The sequence below is a fragment of the Coleofasciculus sp. FACHB-712 genome (assembly GCF_014695635.1).
In the GTDB taxonomy this organism is placed as follows: Bacteria; Cyanobacteriota; Cyanobacteriia; order Cyanobacteriales; family FACHB-T130; genus FACHB-T130.
The window spans coordinates 1-2,700 of sequence record NZ_JACJOQ010000291.1 but is presented as its reverse complement, the minus strand read 5'-3'; the positions used below and the strand labels follow the sequence as shown (position 1 = coordinate 2,700).

The following is a 2,700-nucleotide window of genomic DNA, read 5'->3' as shown; positions in this document are numbered from 1 at the left end:
ATCAGCGATCGCATCTCGTCGTCAAGTTGGGCGATTAGATTCAGAAAGCGATGGTAGGGCAATCCTGGTAAGTCCACAGGGAATAGTGCCATCATGGGCGTTCCCAGCAAACCTACAGTATCCTGAAAAAGTTTCCCGGTAATGCCGCCCATCTCGCCAACATCAGCACCAAACAGTGTCTTTGTCGCCACTCGCATTGTCAGCAGTCGCATAATCTGGTCAATGTCACTTTTTTCCCCAACCCGGATTTGATCGAGTACCGATTGGGTGATGGTAACGATATCGTTGCGGTAGGACTCGATGCGCTGTTTGTGAAAGGCGGGCATGAGGAGTTGACGAGCTTGCCGATGGCGATCGCTATTGATGCCAAAGAGTCCCACAGCAAAGTGCTTCAGGGGTTCTGTCCGCGCCGAGGCTTCCCGCCTGCGGTACAATTTTCCGGATAAGGGATGCTTATAATAAATCTCGTGCTGGGTCGTTACTTGGCGCACGAGTTCCGGGCCATAGACAAATACAGTACCAGGACAATTGGGGAGCGGTGAATAAAGATTTGTGCCCCCACCATAAGTCAGGGAGACAACTGAGCCATAGGTTTGGAAAAGGTCGCGGGTATAGCCGATTGAGTCGGACGCGAAGCGATAAATATGGGCAGCACGTCCGAGAATGGGGACTGGACGGGGGCCGGGAACGGTCAAATTAGGCTTTAGGGTGGTCGAAGTCATCCTAGTCTCCTCCGGTGATGACATCAAATCAAGCAAATGCGCGAACAGTCTGTAACTGTATGTGCTTAACCTTAACTGCCTCTTGAGTTTACTTGCTCCGTTGGGTTAACTATCTTCATCAACCGGAAGTTATTGCGATCGCGTTTTTGGTCGGGTGCCAGATAACTACGGCTTAGACGGTTTTATCGAGCTAACCGGAGTCAGGATGCATGGGCTTGTATCTCATCTAAGTGGCACTTATCTTGTTCAATGCCCTACAGGAGAGGACAAGCATGGGAACTGACAAAGATTCCAAAAAAGCAGGGCGGCGATATACCTCATTTGAACTTCAGGGCGTTTCCGTACATCTGAAAGAACCCTTCTGGATAACGGTTCTAGGCGTTTTTATGGTTATCCGGGGTGGAATGTTTTTGCTGAATCCTCAACTGGCAACCTTAGAATGCGAACGTCGCCAATCGTTAGGTATGTGTAAACTCGTGGTGTCGAGTTTGCGAGGGGAAACCGTGACTCCCTTCCCACTCGATCGATTAGAGAAAGCAAACGTTCAGAAACATGGAAAATCAACTCAGCTTGTCTTGCAAACATCTGACGGGAAACTCTACTTTCCAATGAATAACGGTTTTAGTTTTACAGAGAACAAAACCTCCCAGATCAATACATTTGTCCAAGATTCAAAAGCTAAGTCTCTAAAAGTTGAGCAGGATAATCGTTGGTACGTCTATCCGCTCGGAGCTAGTTTGATAATGTTAGGAAGTTTATCTCTCTGGTTTACCTTAAAGGATTTTCTAAATCAGTCTAAACGTCGCTCTAATTTTTAATCCTCTTTGCAAGCGCGATGCGTGTTTGGCCGGGTGCGACATAACTACGCCATAGGCGGTTTTCTACAGCTAATTAACAGTTGAATCAATGGTTATGCCACTCGCTTGGGCATCTGTCGATGAAGCAACTTTGCAGAGGCGACCGCTTTTGCAGGGACGATCGAGTTGGGGCAGAAAAAATCAGATTTTCCCCTACCTTCGACAGACGATTGTTTCTGTTTTCCCCCGATTGGTAAATCGAACCTGTGAAACTGAAGTAACGATGTGGAAGTTAAAGTTAGCGACACCTACACCTTTGTCTCCGATTACTTCTAAAGTCAATTCCCCCTGATGACCGGAACTCCCTGGATCGGAAATAATATAGTTTCTGCCTTGGGTCGGTGCCACAACTTTCACGCTGCCTACTCGTTCTAGAATGAGCTGACAAGTTTTGATTGAGTTCACCACTTCCTTGTAATCCCCAAATTGTATGTACGCCCATTCCTGCCGAACTTCAGCAGGAGCTTTGACACTGGGGAAACTGCCGTTGTGAAGCCAGATTAAGGTTAAGGCGATCGCGCACGGAATTAAGGCTCTCAACAATAAAACGATTAGCGTGGAATTAGATTTACTTCGTTCATATCTACAAGCAATCCGAATTCCTAAAAAAGATAGCAAAAGTGAAATAGGCAAAATAATATATGGAGAATAAAGCAGGTACGGGATTGGGGTTAGGAAATTCAGGAAAAAGGGTAAACTGCCAACCAGCAAACCGATGATGCAACCCAACACCAAAAACGATGGCTCAATTGCCGATTTTCGGGTGGAAATCTGTTGAAACGCCAGAGCCGTCGTATAGACACCAAGAAGATATAGCCCAAGAGCGATAGTTGCCCCTAACCTAAACCAGCCAGGAATGGTCATTGCACGATAGTTGAAAAAATAAGAGTTCAGAGACGTGAAGATCCCGAGCCATGCATAGGAAAGCCCCACCAACACAGCCAGTAGCGAAACTATATTTTTTCTCACCAGACGAGCGCTCCCAAACGCACATAGCTCCTCTGAATAGGGAGCATGTCACCTTTGCGGGATGAGGAAAAATCGTTCAGGATGAAGGCATGGAATTGTTGCAACTACTCCCCATGATGACTCCCGAACAAGAACAAGCCCTCAAAATCCAC

At 46.9% G+C, this 2,700-nt stretch carries 3 protein-coding genes; 1 reads left to right on the top strand and 2 read right to left on the bottom strand.

Annotation, left to right across the window (positions count from 1 at the left end; translation table 11 throughout):
- The coding region (locus H6F50_RS07770; protein WP_190428117.1) for a cytochrome P450 at window positions 1–722 on the bottom strand (722 nt) is incomplete at its 3' end.
- Window positions 723–994: 272 nt separating this feature from the next.
- Between H6F50_RS07770 and H6F50_RS07765 the strand changes: the two genes are divergently transcribed.
- Window positions 995–1,540 (top strand): hypothetical protein, encoded by a 546-nt coding sequence (locus tag H6F50_RS07765; protein WP_190428108.1) that lies wholly within the window; start codon window positions 995–997, stop codon window positions 1,538–1,540.
- Window positions 1,541–1,732: 192 nt separating this feature from the next.
- Here the strand turns inward: H6F50_RS07765 and H6F50_RS07760 are convergent, their stop codons facing one another.
- A complete protein-coding gene (locus H6F50_RS07760; protein WP_190428106.1) occupies window positions 1,733–2,443 on the bottom strand; it encodes a hypothetical protein in 711 nt (236 codons plus the stop codon).
- Window positions 2,444–2,700 lie beyond the last annotated feature (257 nt).